Origin of the sequence: Pseudomonas sp. P8_229, assembly GCF_034008635.1 — a bacterium.
Taxonomy (GTDB): domain Bacteria; phylum Pseudomonadota; class Gammaproteobacteria; order Pseudomonadales; family Pseudomonadaceae; genus Aquipseudomonas.
In genome coordinates this window covers 2,229,175-2,249,198 of record NZ_CP125378.1, presented here as the reverse complement: position 1 = coordinate 2,249,198, position 20,024 = coordinate 2,229,175, and the positions used below count along the sequence as shown (strand labels likewise).

33 protein-coding genes are annotated in these 20,024 nt (G+C 54.7%); all 33 read left to right on the top strand.

Features of this window, described 5'->3' with window-relative positions:
* Window positions 1-12 precede the first annotated feature (12 nt).
* The 33 genes from rpsG (at window position 13) to bfr (ending at window position 20,017) form a co-directional block, all read left to right on the top strand.
* Entirely contained in the window at window positions 13-486 is a 474-nt protein-coding gene (rpsG, locus tag QMK55_RS10240) for a 30S ribosomal protein S7 (RefSeq protein WP_007916467.1), read from the top strand.
* 30 nt (window positions 487-516) lie between these two features.
* Entirely contained in the window at window positions 517-2,622 is a 2,106-nt protein-coding gene (fusA, locus tag QMK55_RS10235; RefSeq protein WP_102358879.1) for an elongation factor G, read from the top strand.
* Window positions 2,623-2,653: 31 nt separating this feature from the next.
* On the top strand, window positions 2,654-3,847 hold the full coding sequence (tuf, locus tag QMK55_RS10230) for an elongation factor Tu (RefSeq protein ID WP_064361246.1): 1,194 nt from the start codon (window positions 2,654-2,656) through the stop codon (window positions 3,845-3,847).
* A 158-nt stretch (window positions 3,848-4,005) separates the two neighbouring features.
* Complete coding sequence (gene rpsJ, locus QMK55_RS10225) at window positions 4,006-4,317, top strand: 30S ribosomal protein S10 (RefSeq protein WP_003186070.1); 312 nt, start codon at window positions 4,006-4,008, stop codon at window positions 4,315-4,317.
* An 80-nt stretch (window positions 4,318-4,397) separates the two neighbouring features.
* Complete coding sequence (rplC, locus tag QMK55_RS10220; RefSeq protein ID WP_102354612.1) at window positions 4,398-5,033, top strand: 50S ribosomal protein L3; 636 nt, start codon at window positions 4,398-4,400, stop codon at window positions 5,031-5,033.
* Window positions 5,034-5,045: 12 nt separating this feature from the next.
* Complete coding sequence (gene rplD, locus QMK55_RS10215) at window positions 5,046-5,648, top strand: 50S ribosomal protein L4 (RefSeq protein WP_003228735.1); 603 nt, start codon at window positions 5,046-5,048, stop codon at window positions 5,646-5,648.
* On the top strand, window positions 5,645-5,944 hold the full coding sequence (gene rplW / locus QMK55_RS10210; RefSeq protein WP_002555488.1) for a 50S ribosomal protein L23: 300 nt from the start codon (window positions 5,645-5,647) through the stop codon (window positions 5,942-5,944). The genes rplD and rplW overlap by 4 nt, the downstream gene beginning before the upstream one ends.
* A gap of 14 nt (window positions 5,945-5,958) precedes the next feature.
* On the top strand, window positions 5,959-6,783 hold the full coding sequence (gene rplB, locus QMK55_RS10205; protein WP_003228734.1) for a 50S ribosomal protein L2: 825 nt from the start codon (window positions 5,959-5,961) through the stop codon (window positions 6,781-6,783).
* A 16-nt stretch (window positions 6,784-6,799) separates the two neighbouring features.
* Window positions 6,800-7,075 carry a 30S ribosomal protein S19 gene (gene rpsS, locus QMK55_RS10200; RefSeq protein ID WP_003228731.1) on the top strand — a complete coding sequence of 92 codons (276 nt, stop codon included), beginning with the start codon at window positions 6,800-6,802 and terminating at the stop codon, window positions 7,073-7,075.
* An 11-nt stretch (window positions 7,076-7,086) separates the two neighbouring features.
* Window positions 7,087-7,419, top strand: coding sequence for a 50S ribosomal protein L22 (gene rplV / locus QMK55_RS10195; protein ID WP_003103908.1), 333 nt, complete (start codon window positions 7,087-7,089; stop codon window positions 7,417-7,419).
* A gap of 13 nt (window positions 7,420-7,432) precedes the next feature.
* Window positions 7,433-8,119, top strand: a complete 687-nt coding sequence (gene rpsC, locus QMK55_RS10190; protein WP_003176422.1) for a 30S ribosomal protein S3 — start codon at window positions 7,433-7,435, stop codon at window positions 8,117-8,119.
* 12 nt (window positions 8,120-8,131) lie between these two features.
* Entirely contained in the window at window positions 8,132-8,545 is a 414-nt protein-coding gene (gene rplP / locus QMK55_RS10185; protein WP_003228729.1) for a 50S ribosomal protein L16, read from the top strand.
* Entirely contained in the window at window positions 8,545-8,736 is a 192-nt protein-coding gene (rpmC, locus tag QMK55_RS10180) for a 50S ribosomal protein L29 (RefSeq protein ID WP_002555481.1), read from the top strand. Before rplP ends, rpmC begins: the two co-directional genes overlap by 1 nt.
* 2 nt (window positions 8,737-8,738) lie before the next feature.
* Window positions 8,739-9,005 (top strand): 30S ribosomal protein S17, encoded by a 267-nt coding sequence (rpsQ, locus tag QMK55_RS10175; RefSeq protein ID WP_003194644.1) that lies wholly within the window; start codon window positions 8,739-8,741, stop codon window positions 9,003-9,005.
* Window positions 9,006-9,028: 23 nt separating this feature from the next.
* On the top strand, window positions 9,029-9,397 hold the full coding sequence (gene rplN / locus QMK55_RS10170; protein ID WP_002555479.1) for a 50S ribosomal protein L14: 369 nt from the start codon (window positions 9,029-9,031) through the stop codon (window positions 9,395-9,397).
* 11 nt (window positions 9,398-9,408) lie between these two features.
* Entirely contained in the window at window positions 9,409-9,723 is a 315-nt protein-coding gene (gene rplX, locus QMK55_RS10165) for a 50S ribosomal protein L24 (RefSeq protein WP_003186046.1), read from the top strand.
* Between the two features lie 20 nt (window positions 9,724-9,743).
* Window positions 9,744-10,283: a 50S ribosomal protein L5 gene (rplE, locus tag QMK55_RS10160; RefSeq protein WP_003210069.1), complete on the top strand. Its 540-nt coding sequence runs from the start codon at window positions 9,744-9,746 to the stop codon at window positions 10,281-10,283.
* A 13-nt stretch (window positions 10,284-10,296) separates the two neighbouring features.
* Window positions 10,297-10,602, top strand: coding sequence for a 30S ribosomal protein S14 (gene rpsN, locus QMK55_RS10155; RefSeq protein WP_003228726.1), 306 nt, complete (start codon window positions 10,297-10,299; stop codon window positions 10,600-10,602).
* A gap of 209 nt (window positions 10,603-10,811) precedes the next feature.
* Entirely contained in the window at window positions 10,812-11,204 is a 393-nt protein-coding gene (gene rpsH / locus QMK55_RS10150) for a 30S ribosomal protein S8 (protein WP_007918458.1), read from the top strand.
* 12 nt (window positions 11,205-11,216) lie between these two features.
* Window positions 11,217-11,750: a 50S ribosomal protein L6 gene (rplF, locus tag QMK55_RS10145; protein ID WP_003176412.1), complete on the top strand. Its 534-nt coding sequence runs from the start codon at window positions 11,217-11,219 to the stop codon at window positions 11,748-11,750.
* Window positions 11,751-11,760: 10 nt separating this feature from the next.
* Complete coding sequence (gene rplR / locus QMK55_RS10140) at window positions 11,761-12,111, top strand: 50S ribosomal protein L18 (protein WP_003186037.1); 351 nt, start codon at window positions 11,761-11,763, stop codon at window positions 12,109-12,111.
* A gap of 3 nt (window positions 12,112-12,114) precedes the next feature.
* A complete protein-coding gene (gene rpsE / locus QMK55_RS10135; RefSeq protein WP_003186035.1) occupies window positions 12,115-12,615 on the top strand; it encodes a 30S ribosomal protein S5 in 501 nt (166 codons plus the stop codon).
* A 2-nt stretch (window positions 12,616-12,617) separates the two neighbouring features.
* Complete coding sequence (gene rpmD, locus QMK55_RS10130; protein ID WP_003176408.1) at window positions 12,618-12,794, top strand: 50S ribosomal protein L30; 177 nt, start codon at window positions 12,618-12,620, stop codon at window positions 12,792-12,794.
* 3 nt (window positions 12,795-12,797) lie between these two features.
* Entirely contained in the window at window positions 12,798-13,235 is a 438-nt protein-coding gene (rplO, locus tag QMK55_RS10125; RefSeq protein ID WP_003228720.1) for a 50S ribosomal protein L15, read from the top strand.
* On the top strand, window positions 13,236-14,564 hold the full coding sequence (gene secY / locus QMK55_RS10120) for a preprotein translocase subunit SecY (protein WP_003228718.1): 1,329 nt from the start codon (window positions 13,236-13,238) through the stop codon (window positions 14,562-14,564).
* Between the two features lie 27 nt (window positions 14,565-14,591).
* Window positions 14,592-14,708 (top strand): 50S ribosomal protein L36, encoded by a 117-nt coding sequence (gene rpmJ / locus QMK55_RS10115; RefSeq protein ID WP_002555468.1) that lies wholly within the window; start codon window positions 14,592-14,594, stop codon window positions 14,706-14,708.
* 130 nt (window positions 14,709-14,838) lie between these two features.
* Window positions 14,839-15,195, top strand: coding sequence for a 30S ribosomal protein S13 (rpsM, locus tag QMK55_RS10110; protein WP_008374135.1), 357 nt, complete (start codon window positions 14,839-14,841; stop codon window positions 15,193-15,195).
* A gap of 30 nt (window positions 15,196-15,225) precedes the next feature.
* Window positions 15,226-15,615, top strand: coding sequence for a 30S ribosomal protein S11 (rpsK, locus tag QMK55_RS10105; RefSeq protein WP_002555466.1), 390 nt, complete (start codon window positions 15,226-15,228; stop codon window positions 15,613-15,615).
* A gap of 18 nt (window positions 15,616-15,633) precedes the next feature.
* Window positions 15,634-16,254 (top strand): 30S ribosomal protein S4, encoded by a 621-nt coding sequence (gene rpsD / locus QMK55_RS10100; protein WP_003176404.1) that lies wholly within the window; start codon window positions 15,634-15,636, stop codon window positions 16,252-16,254.
* 22 nt (window positions 16,255-16,276) lie between these two features.
* On the top strand, window positions 16,277-17,278 hold the full coding sequence (locus QMK55_RS10095; protein WP_003186012.1) for a DNA-directed RNA polymerase subunit alpha: 1,002 nt from the start codon (window positions 16,277-16,279) through the stop codon (window positions 17,276-17,278).
* A 42-nt stretch (window positions 17,279-17,320) separates the two neighbouring features.
* On the top strand, window positions 17,321-17,707 hold the full coding sequence (gene rplQ, locus QMK55_RS10090) for a 50S ribosomal protein L17 (protein WP_003176402.1): 387 nt from the start codon (window positions 17,321-17,323) through the stop codon (window positions 17,705-17,707).
* Between the two features lie 240 nt (window positions 17,708-17,947).
* Entirely contained in the window at window positions 17,948-19,402 is a 1,455-nt protein-coding gene (locus QMK55_RS10085; RefSeq protein WP_102354611.1) for a catalase, read from the top strand.
* Between the two features lie 150 nt (window positions 19,403-19,552).
* Complete coding sequence (gene bfr / locus QMK55_RS10080; protein ID WP_320329122.1) at window positions 19,553-20,017, top strand: bacterioferritin; 465 nt, start codon at window positions 19,553-19,555, stop codon at window positions 20,015-20,017.
* Window positions 20,018-20,024 lie beyond the last annotated feature (7 nt).

Sequence of the window (20,024 nt, the reverse complement as noted above, 5' to 3'; positions counted from 1 at the left end):
TGAGGGCTTATCATGCCAAGACGTCGCGTAGCAGCAAAGCGTGAGATTCTGGACGATCCGAAATACGGAAGCCAGATCCTCGCCAAATTCATGAACCACGTTATGGAAAGCGGCAAGAAAGCCGTTGCCGAGCGTATCGTTTATGGTGCCCTGGAAACCGTTGCGACCCGTAAGGCTGGCACCGATCCCCTGGAACTCTTCGAAAAAGCACTCGACGCCATCGCTCCGCTGGTCGAAGTGAAGTCGCGCCGCGTTGGTGGTGCTACTTACCAGGTTCCGGTCGAGGTTCGTCCTTCCCGTCGTAACGCTCTGGCAATGCGCTGGTTGGTAGACTTCGCCCGTAAGCGTGGCGAGAAGTCTATGGCTCTGCGTTTGGCTGGCGAACTGCTGGATGCTGCTGAAGGTAAAGGTGCTGCTGTTAAGAAGCGTGAAGACGTGCACCGTATGGCTGAAGCTAACAAAGCTTTCTCGCACTACCGCTTCTAATTTTAGCTTCACTAATTTTGCGAGGGCTTTATGGCTCGTACTACTCCGATTAGCCGCTACCGTAACATCGGTATCGTCGCTCACGTGGATGCTGGTAAAACCACCACCACCGAGCGCGTCCTTTTTTACACCGGCAAAAGTCACAAAATGGGCGAGGTGCATGATGGCGCCGCGACCACAGACTGGATGGTGCAGGAGCAGGAGCGTGGTATTACCATTACTTCTGCTGCTATCACTGCCTTCTGGAAAGGTTCCGAGAAGCAGTATGCGCACGAGCATCGCTTCAACGTAATCGATACCCCGGGCCACGTAGACTTCACCATTGAAGTAGAGCGTTCCCTGCGCGTACTCGACGGCGCTGTTGTAGTGTTCTGCGGTACTTCGGGTGTTGAGCCTCAGTCGGAAACCGTATGGCGTCAAGCCAACAAATACGGCGTTCCACGTCTTGTTTACGTAAACAAGATGGACCGTGCTGGTGCCAACTTCCTGCGCGTGATCGGTCAGATCAAGCAGCGTCTGGGTCACACTCCGGTGCCGATCCAGTTGGCCATCGGTTCCGAAGACAACTTTCAGGGTCAGATCGATCTGATCAACATGCAAGCTGTTTACTGGAACGACTCTGACAAAGGTATGGTCCCTGTTCGCAAGGACATTCCTGCCGAGCTCCAAGAGCTGGCTGAAGAGTGGCGCAACAACATGGTTGAGGCTGCCGCCGAAGCCAACGAAGAGCTGATGAACAAGTACCTTGAAGGCGAAGAGCTGACGATCGAAGAGATCAAAGCTGCTTTGCGTCAGCGTACTATCGCCGGCGAAATCGTTCTGGCCGTTTGCGGTTCGTCGTTCAAGAACAAGGGTGTTCCCCTGGTTCTCGACGCCGTTATCGACTTCCTGCCTGCTCCGACCGACATTCCTGCTATCAAGGGTTCTAATCCTGATAACGAGGAAGAGGAAATGGAGCGTCACGCAAGTGATGACGAGCCGTTTGCTGCTCTGGCGTTCAAAATCGCCACCGACCCATTCGTGGGTACCTTGACCTTCGTCCGCGTTTACTCGGGCGTGTTGAACTCCGGCGACGGCGTGATCAACTCGGTTAAAGGCAAGAAAGAGCGCGTGGGTCGTATGGTGCAAATGCACGCAAACGCCCGTGAAGAGATCAAGGAAGTGCGCGCTGGTGACATCGCGGCCCTGATCGGCATGAAGGACGTCACCACTGGTGAAACCCTCTGCAACGCTGACAAGCCAATCATCCTGGTTCGTATGGACTTCCCGGAGCCGGTTATTTCGGTTGCCGTAGAACCTAAGACCAAGGATGACCAGGAAAAAATGGGTATCGCTCTGGGCAAACTTGCTCAGGAAGACCCGTCTTTCCGCGTCAAGACTGATGAAGAGACTGGTCAGACGATCATCTCCGGCATGGGCGAGTTGCACCTGGACATCCTGGTTGACCGGATGCGCCGTGAGTTCAACGTCGAAGCCAACATCGGTAAGCCTCAGGTTTCCTATCGTGAGCGCATCACGAAGAACTGTGAAATCGAAGGCAAGTTCGTTCGTCAGTCCGGCGGTCGTGGTCAGTTCGGCCACTGCTGGATCCGTTTTGCTCCTGCTGACGAAGGTCAGGAAGGTCTGCAATTCGTGAACGAGGTTGTAGGTGGTGTGGTTCCTAAGGAATACATCCCGGCTATCCAGAAGGGTATCGAAGAGCAGATGAAGAACGGCGTTGTTGCCGGCTATCCGCTGATCGGCCTGAAGGCTACCGTGTTCGATGGTTCTTACCACGACGTCGACTCCAACGAGATGGCGTTTAAAGTGGCTGCCTCCATGGCGACCAAGCAACTGGCCCAGAAGGGCGGTGGTGAGTTGCTCGAGCCGATCATGGCTGTAGAGGTTGTTACGCCTGAAGACTATATGGGTGATGTGATGGGCGACCTTAACCGTCGTCGCGGCATGATCCAGGGTATGGAAGACACAGTGTCCGGCAAGGTTATCCGTGCCGAGGTTCCACTGGGTGAGATGTTCGGTTATGCGACCGACGTTCGTTCCATGTCCCAGGGTCGCGCAAGCTACTCTATGGAATTCAAAAAATACGATACGGCTCCGTCGCACATCGTCGAATCCGTAACCAAAAAACAAGGCTGATTCAGCCCCTTTAGGCTAGGAGTTAATTGTCGTGGCTAAAGAAAAATTTGATCGTTCCCTACCGCACGTCAACGTTGGCACCATTGGTCACGTTGACCACGGTAAAACCACTCTGACTGCTGCTCTGACTCGCGTTTGCTCCGAAGTTTTCGGTTCCGCAATCGTTGACTTCGACAAGATTGACAGCGCACCAGAAGAAAAAGCTCGCGGTATCACCATCAACACCGCGCACGTTGAGTACAACTCGAAGATCCGTCACTACGCTCACGTTGACTGCCCAGGTCACGCTGACTACGTGAAGAACATGATCACCGGTGCTGCTCAAATGGACGGCGCTATTCTGGTTTGCTCGGCCGCTGATGGTCCGATGCCACAAACCCGTGAGCACATCCTGCTGTCCCGTCAGGTAGGCGTTCCGTACATCGTGGTTTTCCTGAACAAGGCTGACCTGGTAGACGACGCTGAGCTGCTGGAACTGGTTGAGATGGAAGTTCGCGACCTGCTGTCCACCTATGACTTCCCGGGCGATGACACTCCAATCATCATCGGTTCGGCTCGTATGGCGCTGGAAGGCAAAGACGACAACGAGATGGGCACTACCGCTGTTAAGAAGCTGGTAGAGACTCTGGATGCCTACATTCCAGAGCCAGTTCGTATGATCGATAAGCCGTTCCTGATGCCAATCGAAGACGTGTTCTCGATCTCGGGTCGCGGTACTGTTGTGACTGGTCGTATCGAGCGCGGTATCGTTCGCGTTCAGGATCCGCTGGAAATCGTTGGCCTGCGTGACACCACCGTTACTACTTGCACCGGTGTTGAAATGTTCCGCAAGCTGCTCGACGAAGGTCGTGCTGGCGAGAACTGCGGCGTTCTGCTGCGTGGCACCAAGCGTGACGACGTTGAGCGTGGTCAGGTTCTGGTTAAGCCGGGTTCGGTTAAGCCGCACACCAAGTTCACTGCAGAAGTTTATGTTCTGAGCAAGGAAGAAGGCGGTCGTCACACTCCGTTCTTCAAAGGCTACCGTCCACAGTTCTACTTCCGTACTACTGACGTGACTGGTAACTGCGAGCTGCCAGAAGGCGTTGAAATGGTAATGCCAGGTGACAACATTCAGATGACTGTTACCCTGATCAAAACCATCGCAATGGAAGACGGTCTGCGTTTCGCTATCCGTGAAGGCGGTCGTACCGTCGGCGCTGGTGTCGTAGCAAAAATCATCGAGTAATTCTTTTTTATAGAGTCTGCTTGATGAATTGAAAAAGCCCCCGCTTAGCGGGGGCTTTTTTATTGGGTTGACACCTATCTGGGGCGTCTATAGAATTGCGCCTCCTTTTAACGGGCGTATTGCGCCCGGTGGGAATAGCAGCCGGAGTCTGAAATCCAATGCAAAATCAGCAAATCCGTATCAGGTTGAAGGCTTTCGACCATCGCCTGATCGACCAATCAACCCAGGAAATCGTGGAAACCGCGAAACGTACTGGTGCTCAAGTGCGTGGTCCAATTCCACTGCCTACCCGTAAAGAGCGGTTCACCGTTCTGGTTTCCCCGCACGTCAACAAAGACGCGCGCGACCAGTACGAAATCCGCACTCATAAGCGCGTTCTGGACATCGTCCAGCCAACGGATAAAACCGTTGATGCTCTTATGAAGCTTGATCTTGCGGCCGGTGTGGAAGTGCAGATCAGCCTCGGCTAAGACTCGGTCTTAGTCGTGTAACGCTCTGAAATGGGCGGCCATAGCGGGTGAAAGCCCCGTACACTCATGAGGTTTACAACATGACTATTGGTGTAGTCGGTCGTAAATGCGGTATGACCCGTATTTTCACCGAAGAAGGTGTCTCCATTCCGGTCACGGTCATTGAGATCGAACCGAATCGCGTCACCCAGTTCAAAACTGAAGAGACCGATGGCTATCGTGCAGTGCAAGTCACTGTCGGCGAGCGTCGCGCTTCGCGTGTAACAGCAGCTCAAGCTGGCCACTTCGCCAAGGCGAACGTAGCCGCTGGTCGCACCATCATGGAATTCCGTCTTGAAGAAGGCGAGTACCAAGCTGGCGATCTGATCAACGCTGAAATCTTCGCCGCTGGTCAACTGGTTGATGTAACCGGTCAGTCCAAAGGTAAAGGTTTCCAGGGTACGATCAAGCGTTGGAATTTCCGCGGGCAAGATAACACCCACGGTAACTCCGTATCCCACCGCGTCCCAGGCTCTATCGGCCAGTGCCAGACTCCTGGTCGTGTATTCAAGGGCAAAAAAATGTCCGGTCATATGGGCGCTGAGCGCGTGACCGTGCAGTCCCTGGAAGTAGTGCGCGTGGACGCTGAACGCAATCTGTTGTTGGTCAAGGGCGCTGTTCCTGGCGCTACTGGCGGCAACCTGGTTGTACGTCCAGCAGCCAAGGCTCGCGGTTAAGGGGAAGCTGACATGCAATTAAATGTAAATGACGCTCAAGCGATCGAAGTTTCCGAACTGACATTTGGCGGCGAGTTCAACGAGACGCTGGTTCACCAAGCAGTCGTGGCCTACATGGCCGGCGGCCGTCAGGGTAGCAAGCAGCAAAAGACCCGTTCCGACGTTCGTGGTGGCGGCAAGCGCCCATGGCGTCAGAAAGGTACTGGCCGTGCTCGTGCCGGTACTATCCGTAGCCCAATCTGGCGTGGCGGTGGTACCACTTTCGCAGCTCGTCCACAGGATCACTCCCAGAAGCTGAACAAGAAGATGTATCGCGCAGCAATGCGTTCCATCCTTGCTGAGCTGGTGCGTACTGATCGTCTGGTCGTGGTTCAGGATTTCGCTGTTGAAACTCCGAAAACCAAAGATCTGCTGGGCAAGCTGAACAACATGAGCCTGACCGACGTTCTGATCGTGTCGGACGCTGTTGATCAGAACCTGTACCTGGCTGCTCGTAACCTGCCACACGTAGATGTACGTGATGTGCAAGGTTCCGATCCAGTTAGTCTGATCGCATACGACAAGGTGTTGATCACCGTGTCGGCCGTGAAGAAATTCGAGGAGCTGCTGGGATGAACCAGGAACGCGTATTTAAAGTTCTGCTTGGCCCGCACGTTTCCGAGAAGGCTACGGTTCTGGCAGACAAGAAAGGCCAGTTCGTTTTCAAGGTTGCTACTGACGCAACCAAGCTGGAAATCAAGAAGGCCGTCGAAAGCCTGTTCAGCGTGAAAGTAGAGCGCGTCACTACCCTGAACGTTCTGGGTAAGAGCAAGCGCACTGCTCGCGGTCTGGGCAAGCGTAATGACTGGAAGAAGGCAGTTATCTCCCTTCAGCCAGGCCAAGATCTCGATTTCAGCAGCAGTGCTGAGTAAGGAAGGGGTGCATCATGGCAATCGTTAAATGCAAACCGACTTCCCCTGGCCGCCGTTTTGTGGTCAAGGTGGTCAACCAGGAGCTGCATAAAGGCGCTCCTCACGCACCGCTGCTCGAGAAAAAATCGAAGACTGGTGGTCGTAACAACAATGGCCGTATTACCACTCGTCACATCGGTGGTGGTCATAAGCAGCATTACCGTATGGTCGATTTCCGTCGCAACGACAAAGATGGCATCGTCGCCACTGTCGAGCGTATCGAATACGATCCAAACCGTACTGCTCACATCGCACTGCTCTGCTACGCAGACGGCGAGCGCCGCTACATCATCGCCCCTAAAGGCGTGAGTGCTGGCGACCAGCTGATCGCAGGCGCTCTGGCTCCAATCAAGCCAGGTAACGCTCTGCAACTGCGCAACATTCCAGTCGGTTCTACCGTACACGGCATCGAACTGAAGCCAGGTAAAGGCGCACAGATCGCTCGTTCTGCTGGTGCTTCGGCTCAGCTGATCGCTCGTGAAGGTGTGTACGTGACCCTGCGTCTGCGTTCCGGTGAAATGCGTAAAGTCCTGGCTGAATGCCGTGCGACCCTGGGCGAAGTCTCGAACTCCGAGCACAGCCTGCGTTCGCTGGGTAAAGCTGGTGCCAAGCGCTGGCGTGGCGTTCGCCCAACCGTTCGTGGTGTTGCCATGAACCCGGTTGACCACCCACATGGTGGTGGTGAAGGTCGTACCTCTGGTGGTCGTCATCCGGTATCGCCATGGGGCTTCCCGACTAAGGGCGCGAAGACTCGTGGTAATAAGCGTACCGACAAAATGATCGTCCGTCGTCGCAAGTAAATAGAGGGATACGACAGTGCCACGTTCTCTGAAAAAAGGTCCTTTTATTGATCTTCACCTACTGAAGAAGATCGAAGTGGCGGCGGAAAAGAACGATCGCAAACCAATTAAGACTTGGTCGCGTCGTTCGATGATCCTGCCACAAATGGTCGGTCTGACCATCGCAGTACACAACGGCCGTCAGCACGTCCCAGTTCTCGTGAACGAAGACATGGTTGGCCATAAACTGGGCGAGTTCGCCGGTACCCGCACTTATCGTGGGCACGTGGCTGACAAGAAAGCCAAGCGTTAAGGGGTAAGGAAATGGAAGTAGCCGCTAAGTTGTCGGGCGCTCGAATCTCCGCCCAGAAAGCCCGCTTGGTCGCCGACCAGATCCGCGGGAAGAAGGTGGGCGAAGCGCTCAACCTGTTGGCTTTCAGCAGTAAGAAAGCCGCCGAGATCATGAAGAAAGTGCTGGAGTCGGCCGTAGCCAACGCCGAGCATAACGAAGGCGCAGACGTTGATGACCTGAAGGTCAGCACCGTTTTCGTCAACGAAGGGCGTTCGCTGAAGCGCATCATGCCACGAGCCAAAGGCCGTGCTGATCGCATCGTCAAGCGGTCTTGCCATATCACTGTCAAGGTTGCTGACAAGTAACGGAGTCGAAGAGATGGGTCAGAAAGTACATCCCATTGGCATTCGCCTGGGAATCGTCAAGGAGCACACCTCCGTCTGGTACGCAGACGGTCGGACTTATGCGGACTACTTGTTCGCAGATCTGAAAGTGCGTGAGTATCTCCAAGACAAACTAAAAAGCGCGTCCGTAAGCCGTATCGATATCCATCGTCCGGCCCAAACTGCACGCATCACCATCCACACCGCTCGTCCAGGTATCGTTATCGGGAAGAAAGGTGAAGATGTTGAGAAACTGCGTCAGGACCTGACCAAGCAAATGGGTGTGCCTGTGCACATCAATATCGAAGAGATCCGCAAGCCGGAGCTCGACGGTATGCTGGTTGCGCAGAGCGTAGCTCAGCAGCTGGAGCGTCGTGTAATGTTCCGTCGCGCTATGAAGCGCGCAGTACAGAACGCCATGCGCATTGGTGCCAAAGGCATCAAAATCCAAGTGAGCGGTCGTCTCGGCGGTGCTGAAATCGCACGTACTGAATGGTATCGCGAAGGTCGTGTGCCACTGCACACCCTGCGTGCCGACATCGACTATGCCAACTACGAAGCTCACACCACTTATGGTGTGATCGGTGTAAAGGTTTGGATCTTCAAAGGCGAAGTAATTGGTGGTCGCCAAGAAGAGCTGAAGCCACAAGCACCAGCGCCTCGTAAAAAAGCTGCTAAGTAAGGGGTACGCCAAATGTTGCAACCAAAGCGTACGAAGTTCCGCAAGCAGATGACCGGCCACAACCGTGGTCTGGCACTGCGCGGTAGCAAAGTCAGCTTCGGCGAGTTCGCGCTGAAGTCTGTTGCTCGTGGTCGTCTCACCGCTCGTCAGATCGAGTCAGCGCGTCGTGCTCTGACCCGTCACGTAAAACGTGGCGGCAAGATCTGGATCCGTGTATTCCCGGACAAGCCGATCTCCAAAAAACCTCTCGAGGTTCGTATGGGTAAAGGTAAGGGTAACGTGGAGTACTGGGTTGCCCAGATTCAGCCAGGCAAAGTCCTGTATGAAATCGAGGGTGTTTCTGAAGAGCTGGCGCGTGAGGCTTTCGCCCTGGCTGCTGCAAAGCTGCCGCTCGCCACCTCCTTTGTTAAACGGACGGTGATGTGATGAAAGCGAATGAACTTCGTGAAAAATCCGCACAGCAGCTGAACGAGCAACTGCTCGGCTTGCTGCGCGACCAGTTCAATCTGCGCATGCAGAAAGCAACTGGCCAGTTGGGGCAGTCTCATCTGCTCTCGCAAGTTAAGCGTGACATCGCTCGCGTGAAGACTGTGCTCAACCAGCAGGCAGGTAAGTGATCATGGCTGAAGCCGAAAAAACTGTCCGTACGCTGACTGGCCGTGTTGTCAGCGACAAGATGGACAAAACCATCACCGTTCTGATCGAGCGTCGCGTTAAGCACCCGATCTACGGTAAATACGTTAAGCGTTCGACTAAGCTGCACGCGCACGACGAAACCAATCAGTGCCACATCGGCGACAAAGTCACTATTCGTGAAACTCGTCCGATGGCCAAGACCAAGTCTTGGGCACTGGTTGATGTTCTCGAACGCGCTGTGGAAGTCTAAGGGCTAGGGGTCGGAGAAATTATATGATTCAGACTCAATCCATGCTCGATGTGGCCGATAACAGCGGCGCTCGCCGCGTTATGTGCATCAAGGTGCTGGGTGGCTCCCATCGTCGTTACGCTGGTATCGGTGACATCATCAAAGTTACCGTGAAGGAAGCAATTCCTCGCGGTAAAGTGAAAAAAGGCCAAGTGATGACTGCTGTTGTAGTCCGCACTCGTCACGGCGTACGTCGTGCTGATGGCTCCATTATCCGCTTTGATGGCAACGCTGCTGTTCTTCTGAACAACAAGCAAGAGCCGATCGGCACCCGTATCTTTGGGCCAGTGACCCGTGAACTTCGTACTGAGAAGTTCATGAAGATCGTCTCGCTCGCCCCAGAAGTGCTGTAAGGAGATCCGACATGCAAAAGATTCGTCGTGACGACGAGATCATCGTGATCGCCGGCAAAGACAAAGGTAAGCGCGGTAAGGTGCTGAAGGTTCTTGCTGACAACCGTCTGGTTGTTGGTGGTCTGAACCTGGTCAAGCGTCATACCAAGCCTAACCCGATGTCGGGCGTACAGGGCGGTATCGTCGAGAAAGAAGCGCCACTGCACGCTTCCAACGTCGCCATCTTCAACGGCGAAACCAACAAGGCTGACCGCGTTGGTTTCAAAGTAGAAGACGGTAAGAAAATTCGTGTCTTCAAGTCGACCCAAAAAGCGGTTGATGCTTGAACACTGCTAGGTAGAAGACCATGGCACGACTAAAAGAGATTTACCGGAAGGAAATCGCTCCGAAACTTAAGGAAGAACTTAAGCTTTCGAACGTGATGGAAGTTCCGCGCGTTACCAAAATCACCCTGAACATGGGTCTGGGCGAAGCGATCGGCGACAAAAAAGTCATCGAGCACGCTGTTGCTGACCTGGAAAAGATCACCGGCCAAAAAGTCGTTGTGACCTACGCTCGTAAATCCATCGCTGGCTTTAAAGTCCGTGAAGGATGGCCGATCGGCGTCAAAGTGACTCTGCGCCGTGAGCGTATGTACGAGTTCCTGGATCGTCTGCTGTCGATCTCCCTGCCTCGGGTTCGCGACTTCCGCGGCCTGAATGCCAAGTCCTTCGATGGTCGTGGCAACTACAGCATGGGCGTGAAAGAGCAGATCATTTTCCCGGAAATCGACTACGACAAGATCGATGCTCTCCGCGGTCTGGACATTACCCTGACCACCACTGCCAAGAACGATGATGAAGGCCGCGCTCTGCTGCGTGCTTTCAAATTCCCGTTCCGCAACTGATTGGAGTAGGAAAATGGCCAAGAAGAGCATGAAAAACCGTGAGCTGAAGCGTCAGCTCACTGTTGCCAAGTACGCCACCAAGCGTGCAGCGCTGAAAGCTATCATCGTCGATCTGAACGCAAGTCCAGAAGCGCGTTGGGAAGCTACCGTAGCTCTGCAGAAGCAACCACGTGACGCAAGCGCTTCGCGCATGCGTAACCGTTGCCGCCTGACTGGTCGTCCGCACGGCGTTTACCGCAAGTTCGGCCTGGGCCGTAACAAACTGCGTGAAGCGGCAATGCGTGGTGACGTTCCAGGTCTGGTTAAAGCCAGCTGGTAATCGCTGTCAAAGTCTCGATGTTCGGGTTCGCAAGAACCTGACCATCGGTGGCCTTGAATCTGAATCAAGCCCCTTTTGGGGCTTGATTCATTTCTGGGGTATGTCTAGAATGACCGGCTCGCCTGAGCCCGTGTTTTTCATGCCCGGAGTTTCTCGGCGACAAGTAGTAGCCGTAAGGCTAATTTTTCTGTATTAGGAGCGTCTAGCCCATGAGTATGCAGGACCCGTTAGCGGACATGCTAACTCGAATCCGTAATGCCCAGATGGCTGAAAAGTCTGTCGTAAGCATGCCGTCTTCCACGCTGAAGGTGGCTGTAGCAAAAGTCCTGAAGGACGAAGGTTACATCGCGGATTTTCAGATCACCACCGACGCTAAGCCGTCGTTGTCCATCGAGCTGAAGTACTTCGAAGGCCGTCCGGTTATCGAAGAAGTGAAGCGCGTTAGTCGTCCAGGCCTGCGTCAGTACAAGTCCGTTGAAGATCTGCCGAAAGTTCGTGGCGGTCTTGGCGTGTCTATCGTCTCCACCAACAAAGGTGTGATGACGGATCGTGCTGCGCGCGCTGCCGGTGTCGGCGGCGAAGTTCTTTGCACTGTGTTCTAAGGGGGGATAAGCATGTCTCGCGTCGCTAAGAACCCCGTTAAGCTGCCAGCCGGTGTCGAAGTAAAATTCGCAGGCCAACAGCTTTCGGTGAAGGGTGCCAAGGGTACTCTTGAACTGAACATCCATTCGTCCGTTGAGATCGTTGAAGAAGCTGGTGAGCTGCGTTTCGCTGCTCGCAATGGCGATCAACAAACTCGCGCAATGGCCGGTACCACGCGTGCGTTGGTAAACAACATGGTCCAAGGCGTAAGCCAAGGCTTCGAGCGTAAGCTCCAGCTGGTCGGTGTTGGTTACAAGGCGCAAGCAAAAGGCACGGTTTTGAACCTGGCCCTTGGCTTCTCGCACCCAGTGGATTACGAACTGCCGGAAGGCATCACCGCTGAGACTCCTAGCCAGACCGATATCCTGATCAAGGGCATCGACAAGCAGCTAGTAGGTCAAGTGGCCGCTGAGATCCGCGACTTCCGTCCACCAGAGCCGTACAAAGGCAAAGGTGTGCGCTACGCGGACGAAGTCGTCCGTCGTAAAGAAGCCAAGAAGAAGTAGGGCATAGCAAATGACCGACAAAAAAGTTACTCGACTGCGTCGCGCTCGCAAAGCACGCCTGAAAATGCACGAACTAGAAGTCGTGCGTCTCTGCGTGTTCCGCTCGTCGCAGCACATCTACGCCCAGGTCATCTCGGCCGACGGCAACAAAGTCCTGGCAAGCGCCTCGACTTTGGATAAAGAACTGCGTGATGGTGCCACTGGCAACATCGACGCGGCCACAAAGGTTGGCCAGCTGGTCGCTACGCGTGCTAAGGCCGCTGGCGTCTCGCAAGTGGCTTTCGACCGCTCTGGCTTCAAGTACCACGGCCGCGTTAAAGCGCTGGCTGATGCTGCTCGTGAAGCTGGGCTGGAGTTCTAAGTTATGTCAAATAACGACCAAAAGCGCGACGAAGGCTACATTGAGAAGCTGGTTCAAGTTAACCGCGTAGCCAAAACCGTTAAAGGCGGCCGTATCTTCACTTTCACCGCGTTGACCGTGGTAGGTGATGGTAAAGGGCGTGTTGGCTTCGGCCGTGGCAAGTCGCGTGAAGTGCCTGCTGCGATCCAGAAGGCAATGGAAGCTGCTCGCCGTAACATGATCCAAGTTGACCTGAACGGCACCACTCTGCAGTACGCAATGAAGTCCGCTCACGGCGCTTCGAAGGTGTACATGCAGCCTGCTTCTGAAGGTACCGGTATCATCGCTGGCGGCGCTATGCGTGCTGTCCTCGAAGTTGCTGGCGTTCAGAACGTTCTGGCCAAGTGCTACGGCTCGACTAACCCGGTAAACGTGGTTCACGCCACTTTCAAAGGTTTGAAAGCTATGCAGTCTCCTGAATCCATTGCCGCCAAGCGTGGCAAAAGCGTCAAGGAGATCTTCTGATCATGGCTACCGTTAAAGTAACGCTGATCAAAAGCATGACCGGCCGCATCCCTAACCACAAACTGTGCGTTAAGGGTCTGGGTCTGCGTCGCATCGGTCACACTGTAGAAGTCCAGGATACTCCCGAGAATCGCGGGATGATCAACAAGGCCTACTACATGCTGCGTGTCGAGGGTTAATCGATGAAACTCAATGATCTGAGTCCAGCGCCGGGTTCCCGTCGCGAAAAGCATCGTCCGGGCCGTGGTATCGGTAGCGGTTTGGGTAAGACTGGTGGCCGTGGCCACAAAGGTCAAACCTCCCGTTCCGGTGGCACCATTGCTCCAGGCTTTGAAGGCGGTCAACAGCCGCTGCATCGTCGTCTGCCGAAGTTCGGTTTCGTTTCCCTGAAAGCCATGGATCGCGCAGAAGTGCGTCTGTCCGAGCTGGCTAAAGTGGAAGGCGACATCGTCACCGTGCAGTCCCTGAAAGATGCCAACGTGATCAACGTCAACGTACAGCGTGTGAAAATCATGCTGTCCGGTGAAGTGACTCGCGCTGTCACTATCGGCAAGGGAATCGGCGCCACCAAAGGTGCGCGTGCGGCTATCGAAGCAGCTGGCGGCAAGTTCGAGGAATAAATGGCTAAGCAAGGTGCTCTCTCTGCGCTCGGCAAAGGCGGTATGTCTGAACTCTGGGCTCGTCTGCGTTTTCTATTCCTGGCGATTATCGTCTACCGAATAGGCGCACACATCCCGGTTCCAGGTATCAACCCGGACCGACTCGCAGACCTGTTTCGACAGAATGAGGGGACCATTCTTAGCTTGTTCAACATGTTCTCCGGCGGCGCGCTGGAGCGGATGAGCATCTTTGCACTGGGGATCATGCCGTACATTTCGGCATCGATCATCATGCAACTGATGACCGCCGTCAGCCCGCAGTTGGAGCAGTTGAAGAAGGAAGGTGAAGCTGGCCGTCGCAAGATCAGCCAGTACACCCGCTACGGCACCGTCGTTCTCGCTCTCGTTCAGGCTATTGGCATGTCCATTGGTCTGGCGGGGCAGGGCGTTGCGTTCACTGGTGACTTTGGCTTCCATTTCGTCGCGGTATCCACGTTTGTGGCTGGTGCGATGTTCATGATGTGGCTGGGTGAGCAGATTACTGAGCGTGGTGTAGGCAACGGTATCTCGATGTTGATTTTTTCGGGTATCGTCGCCGGTCTTCCGAGAGCGATCGGGCAGTCTTTCGAGTCTGCACGTCAGGGTGATATCAATATTTTCGCCTTGGTTGCCATCGGTTTGCTGGCAGTAGCGATTATCGGTTTTGTGGTGTTCATTGAGCGTGGTCAGCGTCGTATTGCTGTTCACTACGCCAAGCGTCAGCAGGGCCGCAAGGTTTTTGCTGCGCAGACGAGCCACTTGCCGCTGAAGGTGAACATGGCCGGTGTTATTCCGGCTATTTTCGCGAGCAGCATTTTGCTGTTCCCGGCTTCGTTGGGTGCCTGGTTTGGTCAGTCTGAAGGTATGGGCTGGTTGCAGGACATCTCGCAGTCGATCGCTCCTGGTCAGCCGTTGAATATTCTGCTGTTTAGTGCAGGGATTATTTTCTTCTGCTTCTTCTATACGGCGTTGATGTTCAATCCGAAAGACGTAGCGGAAAACCTGAAGAAGTCCGGTGCCTTTATTCCGGGCATCCGTCCAGGTGAGCAGTCTGCGCGCTACATTGATGGCGTTCTGACTCGCTTGACCATGTTCGGTGCTCTTTACATGACGGCCGTGTGCTTGTTGCCCCAGTTCCTGGTGGTTGCAGCAAACGTTCCGTTCTACCTTGGCGGGACCTCGTTGCTGATCGTGGTCGTGGTTGTGATGGACTTCATGTCCCAAGTACAATCGCACCTCGTTTCGCACCAGTACGAATCCCTGATGAAGAAAGCCAACCTGAAGGGTTACGGCAGCGGCATGTTGCGCTGAGTACCCATAAGGTTCGAGGAGTTGGTGATGAAAGTTCGTGCATCGGTGAAAAAGCTGTGCCGTAACTGCAAGATTATTCGCCGCGAAGGTGTTGTTCGAGTAATTTGCAGCGCGGAACCGCGTCACAAACAGCGCCAAGGCTGAGTGTGATTGTGCTTCAAGCCCGGCAGCTAGTGCGCTGCCGGGTTGATTATTTGTTATTACAGCGATATTATCTCGCGCCCTATTTCTTGGCTTCCGGGGCGTAGGTAGCTGTCAATTGGAGTCCCACTGAATGGCCCGTATTGCAGGCGTTAACATTCCAGATAACAAGCATACTGTTATCTCGCTGACCTACATCTATGGTGTCGGTCGCACTACTGCACAGAAAATCTGTGCAGACACTGGGGTAAACCCAGCAGCAAAGATCAAAGATCTGAGCGACGAGCAAATTGAACAGCTGCGTGGCGAAGTGGCGAAGTTCACCACTGAAGGTGACCTGCGTCGCGAAATCAACATGAAAATCAAGCGCTTGATGGACCTCGGTTGCTATCGCGGTCTGCGTCATCGTCGCGGTCTTCCAGTGCGCGGTCAGCGTACCAAGACCAACGCGCGTACCCGTAAAGGTCCGCGTAAGCCGATCCGCAAGTAATCGCCCCAGCGAATCGACAGGAATTTAATCATGGCAAAACCTGCTGCTCGTCCTCGTAAAAAAGTTAAAAAGACAGTGGTTGATGGCATCGCCCACATCCATGCTTCTTTTAACAACACCATCGTGACCATTACCGACCGTCAAGGTAACGCTCTTTCCTGGGCTACCTCCGGTGGTTCGGGTTTCCGCGGTTCCCGCAAGTCCACCCCGTTTGCTGCTCAAGTAGCTGCTGAACGTGCTGGTCAAGCTGCGCTGGAATACGGCCTGAAAAACCTTGATGTTAACGTCAAGGGCCCAGGTCCAGGTCGTGAATCCGCAGTCCGCGCTTTGAACGGCTGTGGCTACAAGATCGCCAGCATCACCGACGTGACGCCAATCCCGCACAACGGGTGCCGTCCGCCGAAGAAGCGCCGCGTGTAATCCAGGAGATTGTAAAGAATGGCTCGTTACATTGGTCCAAAATGCAAACTCGCTCGTCGCGAAGGCACCGATCTCTTCCTGAAGAGCGGCGTGCGCGCGATCGAATCGAAGTGCAACATTGAAGCAGCACCTGGTATCCACGGCCAACGCCGCGGTCGCCAGTCCGACTACGGCACCCAACTGCGTGAAAAGCAGAAGGTCCGTCGTATCTACGGCGTTCTCGAGCGTCAGTTCAGCGGCTACTACAAAGAAGCTGCTGGCAAGAAAGGTGCAACCGGTGAAAACCTGCTGCAACTGCTCGAATGCCGTCTGGACAACGTTGTATACCGTATGGGCTTTGGTTCGACTCGTGCCGAATCCCGTCAGCTGGTATCGCACAAGTCGATCAGCGTTAACGGTCAGACCGTAAACGTTCCGTCGTATCAGGTTCGTGCTGGTGACGTGGTTGCAGTTCGCGAGAAAGCAAAAAACCAACTTCGCATTGTCCAAGCTCTCGATCTGTGTGCCCAACGTGGCCGCGTAGAATGGGTAGAAGTAGACACTGAGAAGAAGTCGGGCGTTTTCAAGAACGTTCCTGCTCGCAGTGATCTGTCCGCCGACATCAACGAAAGCCTGATTGTCGAGCTCTACTCCAAGTAAGGGCTAGAAAATAGGTGCATCCATGCAGATTTCGGTAAATGAGTTCCTGACACCCCGCCATATTGATGTGCAGGTTGTCAGTCCAACCCGCGCCAAGATCACTCTCGAGCCTCTCGAGCGTGGTTTTGGCCACACCCTGGGCAACGCGCTGCGCCGCATCCTGTTGTCCTCAATGCCCGGCTGCGCAGTAGTCGAGGCCGAGATTGACGGTGTGCTCCACGAGTACAGCGCCATCGAAGGTGTACAGGAAGACGTAATTGAAATCCTGTTGAACCTTAAAGGTCTGGCCATCAAGCTGCACGGTCGTGACGAAGTTACGCTGACCTTGTCGAAGAAGGGTTCGGGGGTGGTTACCGCTGCCGATATTCAGCTGGATCATGATGTCGAGATCGTTAATCCCGATCACGTAATCGCTAACCTGGCGTCTAACGGCGCCCTGAACATGAAGCTCACCGTAGCTCGTGGTCGTGGTTATGAACCAGCCGACTCGCGTCAGAGCGATGAAGACGAAAGCCGCAGCATTGGTCGCTTGCAGCTCGACTCTTCGTTCAGCCCGGTTCGCCGTATCGCATACGTGGTGGAAAACGCCCGTGTCGAGCAGCGCACCAACCTGGACAAGCTGGTTATTGATCTGGAAACCAACGGTACCCTGGATCCTGAAGAGGCTATCCGCCGCGCTGCAACCATCCTGCAACAGCAGTTGGCTGCGTTCGTCGACCTCAAAGGTGACAGTGAGCCAGTGGTTGTCGAGCAGGAAGACGAGATCGATCCGATCCTGCTTCGCCCGGTTGACGATCTGGAACTGACTGTACGTTCGGCTAACTGCCTTAAGGCGGAAAACATCTACTACATCGGTGACCTGATTCAGCGTACCGAAGTAGAGCTGTTGAAGACTCCGAACCTGGGCAAGAAATCCTTGACTGAAATCAAGGACGTTCTGGCCTCCCGCGGTCTGTCCCTCGGCATGCGCCTCGACAACTGGCCGCCTGCAAGTCTTAAGAAGGACGACAAGGCGACTGCCTGATCGTCGTAATCACCGAACGTAGTGTTTGGTAAGGAATGAACCATGCGTCATCGTAAAAGTGGGCGTCACCTGAGCCGCACCAGCTCGCACCGCAAGGCCATGTTCCAGAACATGGCGGTGTCGCTGTTCGAGCACGAGCTGATCAAGACTACTCTGCCAAAAGCCAAAGAACTGCGCCGCGTTGCCGAGCCGCTGATCACTCTGGCCAAGACAGACAGCCTGGCTAACCGCCGTCTGGCTTTCGACCGTACTCGTTCGAAAGCTATCGTTGGTAAGCTCTTCAACGACCTGGGCAAGCGTTACGCTACCCGTGAGGGTGGCTACCTGCGCATCCTCAAGTGCGGTTTCCGCGCTGGCGACAACGCGCCTATGGCGTACGTCGAGTTGGTTGATCGTGCTACTGCTGGCGAAGCTGTATCCGCCGAGTAAGACGTCAGTCTGAAACGAAAAACCGGGCCTAGTGCCCGGTTTTTTGTGCCCGTAAGAAAACGCGCTGTTCGTACAAGCTTCTGACATTGTTCTGTTGTCACTATGTGCCGGGAAACATAATTAGTAATTATCTATCGATGACTACAAGTTAATGAATTTGTAGGTGTCACATTGATGATCAATACTTCTCAGCAAGCCGATTAGCCGGCAGTTTCAAGACTGACAGAGGAAGAAGACCGTATGAGCCAGATCAAAACGCTTACGACCGCCAGTGGCGCACCTGTCGCGGATAACCAGAATTCTCGCTCCGCCGGCCCTCGTGGCCCGCTGCTGCTCGACGATTTTCATCTGATCGAGAAGCTTGCCCACTTCAACCGTGAAAACATTCCTGAGCGTCGTGTGCACGCCAAGGGTTCGGGTGCTTACGGTACGTTCACCGTGACTCGCGACATCACCGAGTACACCAGCGCCAAATTGTTCGAGTCTGTCGGCAAGCAAACCCCGACGTTCCTGCGGTTCTCCACCGTTGGTGGCGAGCGTGGTTCGGCCGACACCGAGCGCGATCCGCGCGGCTTCGCCCTGAAGTTCTACACCGAGGAAGGCAACTGGGACATCGTTGGTAACAACACCCCAGTGTTCTTCATTCGTGATCCACTGAAGTTTCCCGACTTTATCCACACCCAGAAACGTCTGCCGCAGAGCAACCTGAAAAGCGCCCAGATGATGTGGGACTTCTGGTCGCATTCGCCGGAAGCGCTGCACCAGGTGACCATTCTGTTTTCCGATCGCGGCATTCCCGACGGCTACCGTCACATGCACGGCTTCGGCAGCCACACCTATAGCCTGATCAATGCCAAAGGTGAGCGCCACTGGGTGAAGTGGCACTACAAAACCAAACAGGGCATCAAGAACCTGGCGCCGGCCGATGCTGCGCGTCTGGCGGGCACCGATCCGGATTACGCCCAGCGTGACCTGTTCGAGGCCATCGAGCGTGGTGACTTCCCGAAATGGCGTGTGTGCATTCAGATCATGACCGAGGCACAGGCTGCAGCTCACTACGAGAACCCGTTCGACGTGACCAAGACCTGGTCGCAGAAAGAGTTCCCGTTGATCGAAGTCGGTGAGTTGGAGTTGAACCGCAACCCGATGAATTACTTCGCTGAAGTTGAGCAGGCTGCATTTGGCCCGAGCAACATGGTGCCGGGTGTTGGTCTGTCGCCGGATCGCATGCTGCAAGGCCGCGTCTTCGCCTATGCGGATGCGCACCGCTACCGTGTCGGCACCAACCACCAGCAATTGCCGGTGAATGCCCCACGTAGCGCGGTGAACACCTATCAGCGTGATGGCTCGATGGCTTTCGGCAGCAATGGTGGCGCTGCACCAAACTACGAGCCGAACAGCTACATCGAATCGCCAAAGCAAGCGCCGCACTACGCTGAGCCTGCATTGGCCTTGAGCGGTGCTGCTGACCGTTACGATCATCGCGAAGACACCGATTACTACAGTCACGCTGGTGCTCTGTTCCGTCTGATGAGCGATGAGCAGAAAGCCTTGCTGGTCAGCAATATTGCCGGCGCCATGAGCGGTGTTTCGCCGGATGTGGTTGACCGTCAGTTGCAGCATTTCTACAAAGCCGATCCGGCGTATGGAGAAGCAATCGCAAAGCTGCTCAACGTACAGCTTAACGAAGTCTAAACGAGAAGCAGAACCGCCCTCATTAGGGCGGTTTTTGCGTTATTTAGGCCGCTTTTCTCAGAATATCTTCGATTTTATTGCGCAAAACGGGGTGACCTTCGGGTCAGCTTGGTTCAAACTACAGACTTTCAAGCAGGGAGATGTAGGGCGATGCAGGGCCACCCAGACATTATCGATTACCTCAACACGTTGCTGACCGGCGAACTGGCCGCGCGTGACCAATATTTTGTGCACTCGCGGATGTATGAGGACTGGGGTTTCACCAAGCTCTACGAACGAATCAACCACGAGATGGAAGAAGAGGCCGGCCACGCCGATGCGCTGATGCGTCGGATCCTGATGCTCGAAGGCACGCCGCGCATGCGTCCGGACGATCTGGACGTCGGCACCACCGTACCGGAGATGCTCGAAGCCGATCTGCGTCTCGAGTACAAAGTCCGCGCCGCACTGTGCAAAGGCATTGAGCTGTGCGAGCAGCACAAGGATTATGTCAGTCGCGAGATCCTGCGCATTCAACTCAACGACACCGAAGAAGATCACACCTACTGGCTGGAAAAGCAGTTGGGCCTGATCAAACTCATCGGTCTCGAGAATTACCTGCAATCCCACACCTGATTGCCAG

Bases quoted from the DNA above. Each gene is read 5' to 3' on its own strand.
- rpsG (WP_007916467.1), top strand. From the start codon at position 13: ATGCCAAGACGTCGCGTAGCAGCAAAGCGTGAGATTCTGGACGATCCG.
- fusA (WP_102358879.1), top strand. From the start codon at position 517: ATGGCTCGTACTACTCCGATTAGCCGCTACCGTAACATCGGTATCGTC.
- rpsJ (WP_003186070.1), top strand. From the start codon at position 4,006: ATGCAAAATCAGCAAATCCGTATCAGGTTGAAGGCTTTCGACCATCGC.
- rplC (WP_102354612.1), top strand. From the start codon at position 4,398: ATGACTATTGGTGTAGTCGGTCGTAAATGCGGTATGACCCGTATTTTC.
- rplD (WP_003228735.1), top strand. From the start codon at position 5,046: ATGCAATTAAATGTAAATGACGCTCAAGCGATCGAAGTTTCCGAACTG.
- rplW (WP_002555488.1), top strand. From the start codon at position 5,645: ATGAACCAGGAACGCGTATTTAAAGTTCTGCTTGGCCCGCACGTTTCC.
- rplB (WP_003228734.1), top strand. From the start codon at position 5,959: ATGGCAATCGTTAAATGCAAACCGACTTCCCCTGGCCGCCGTTTTGTG.
- rplV (WP_003103908.1), top strand. From the start codon at position 7,087: ATGGAAGTAGCCGCTAAGTTGTCGGGCGCTCGAATCTCCGCCCAGAAA.
- rpsC (WP_003176422.1), top strand. From the start codon at position 7,433: ATGGGTCAGAAAGTACATCCCATTGGCATTCGCCTGGGAATCGTCAAG.
- rplP (WP_003228729.1), top strand. From the start codon at position 8,132: ATGTTGCAACCAAAGCGTACGAAGTTCCGCAAGCAGATGACCGGCCAC.
- rpmC (WP_002555481.1), top strand. From the start codon at position 8,545: ATGAAAGCGAATGAACTTCGTGAAAAATCCGCACAGCAGCTGAACGAG.
- rpsQ (WP_003194644.1), top strand. From the start codon at position 8,739: ATGGCTGAAGCCGAAAAAACTGTCCGTACGCTGACTGGCCGTGTTGTC.
- rplN (WP_002555479.1), top strand. From the start codon at position 9,029: ATGATTCAGACTCAATCCATGCTCGATGTGGCCGATAACAGCGGCGCT.
- rplX (WP_003186046.1), top strand. From the start codon at position 9,409: ATGCAAAAGATTCGTCGTGACGACGAGATCATCGTGATCGCCGGCAAA.
- rplE (WP_003210069.1), top strand. From the start codon at position 9,744: ATGGCACGACTAAAAGAGATTTACCGGAAGGAAATCGCTCCGAAACTT.
- rpsN (WP_003228726.1), top strand. From the start codon at position 10,297: ATGGCCAAGAAGAGCATGAAAAACCGTGAGCTGAAGCGTCAGCTCACT.
- rpsH (WP_007918458.1), top strand. From the start codon at position 10,812: ATGAGTATGCAGGACCCGTTAGCGGACATGCTAACTCGAATCCGTAAT.
- rplF (WP_003176412.1), top strand. From the start codon at position 11,217: ATGTCTCGCGTCGCTAAGAACCCCGTTAAGCTGCCAGCCGGTGTCGAA.
- rplR (WP_003186037.1), top strand. From the start codon at position 11,761: ATGACCGACAAAAAAGTTACTCGACTGCGTCGCGCTCGCAAAGCACGC.
- rpsE (WP_003186035.1), top strand. From the start codon at position 12,115: ATGTCAAATAACGACCAAAAGCGCGACGAAGGCTACATTGAGAAGCTG.
- rpmD (WP_003176408.1), top strand. From the start codon at position 12,618: ATGGCTACCGTTAAAGTAACGCTGATCAAAAGCATGACCGGCCGCATC.
- rplO (WP_003228720.1), top strand. From the start codon at position 12,798: ATGAAACTCAATGATCTGAGTCCAGCGCCGGGTTCCCGTCGCGAAAAG.
- secY (WP_003228718.1), top strand. From the start codon at position 13,236: ATGGCTAAGCAAGGTGCTCTCTCTGCGCTCGGCAAAGGCGGTATGTCT.
- rpmJ (WP_002555468.1), top strand. From the start codon at position 14,592: ATGAAAGTTCGTGCATCGGTGAAAAAGCTGTGCCGTAACTGCAAGATT.
- rpsM (WP_008374135.1), top strand. From the start codon at position 14,839: ATGGCCCGTATTGCAGGCGTTAACATTCCAGATAACAAGCATACTGTT.
- rpsK (WP_002555466.1), top strand. From the start codon at position 15,226: ATGGCAAAACCTGCTGCTCGTCCTCGTAAAAAAGTTAAAAAGACAGTG.
- rpsD (WP_003176404.1), top strand. From the start codon at position 15,634: ATGGCTCGTTACATTGGTCCAAAATGCAAACTCGCTCGTCGCGAAGGC.
- QMK55_RS10095 (WP_003186012.1), top strand. From the start codon at position 16,277: ATGCAGATTTCGGTAAATGAGTTCCTGACACCCCGCCATATTGATGTG.
- rplQ (WP_003176402.1), top strand. From the start codon at position 17,321: ATGCGTCATCGTAAAAGTGGGCGTCACCTGAGCCGCACCAGCTCGCAC.
- QMK55_RS10085 (WP_102354611.1), top strand. From the start codon at position 17,948: ATGAGCCAGATCAAAACGCTTACGACCGCCAGTGGCGCACCTGTCGCG.
- bfr (WP_320329122.1), top strand. From the start codon at position 19,553: ATGCAGGGCCACCCAGACATTATCGATTACCTCAACACGTTGCTGACC.